1 protein-coding gene is annotated in these 921 nt (G+C 70.5%); it reads left to right on the plus strand.

The window, feature by feature from the left end; genetic code table 11:
* The coding region (locus tag GTR00_RS21770) for a DUF4124 domain-containing protein (protein WP_166613572.1) at positions 1-921 on the plus strand (921 nt) is incomplete at both ends.

Consider the following 921-nt stretch of genomic DNA (forward strand, 5'->3'; position numbering starts at 1 on the left):
CCCGGCGGTGGTTTCTTCGGTTCCACCAGCGTGTGGAAGAAGGACGTCACCACCGCCCCGGTGCACGCCAACTCCGCGGCCATGGTCTCCGGCCTGGCCCAGGACGTCACCAGCCGCTACGGCGGCATCGCCGCGTTCAACGTGTGGCAGTACAACACCAGCGTCTACACCGTCTCCTCCACCCAGGCCAAGGTCGACGTGAAGTTCGACGACTGCCAGGGCAAGGGCTACGTGCCCAAGGGCCTGACCGGCCCGGGCGGGCAGTTCACCCAGGTGCCGATCCCCTCCGGCGCGGTCACCGCCGCCGGCACCGACGCGCAGCTGACGATCTACTCCCCGGCCAGCGACCAGCTGTGGGAGTTCTGGAAGGCCAAGAAGGTCAACGGCACCTGGCAGGCCTGCTGGGGCGGTCGCATCGACAAGGCCTCCACCAGCTACGGCTACTTCCTCAACGGTTTCGGCGCCAGCGCCACGGGCCTGGCCACCTCCGCCGGCGCGGTCAGCGTCAAGGACGCCCAGGCCGGCGCCATCGACCACGCCATCGCCCTGGCCATCCCCAGCCCGGCGAACTGGAAGAACTTCAGCTGGCCCGCCCAGCGCAGCGACGGCAGCAGCACCGCGGCCAACGCGATCCCCGAGGGCAGCCGCCTGCGCCTGGACCCGCGGGTGAACGTGGACGCGCTGAACCTGACCCCGGTGGCCAAGATGGTCGCCAAGGCCGCGCAGAAGTACGGCTTCATCGTCACCGACAAGGCCGGCGCCGTCAGCGTCGTGGCGGAGTCCGGGGCGGGGTTGAAGGCGGCCACCGGCACCGACCCGTGGACCGGGCTGCTGGCGGGCACCCCCAGCTACCAGGTGATGCGCAACTTCCCCTGGAACAAGCTGCAGGTCCTGCCCAAGGACCACGGCAAGCCCGCCGGC

The organism is Kineococcus indalonis (genome assembly GCF_009906395.1).
Lineage (GTDB): Bacteria > Actinomycetota > Actinomycetes > Actinomycetales > Kineococcaceae > Kineococcus > Kineococcus indalonis.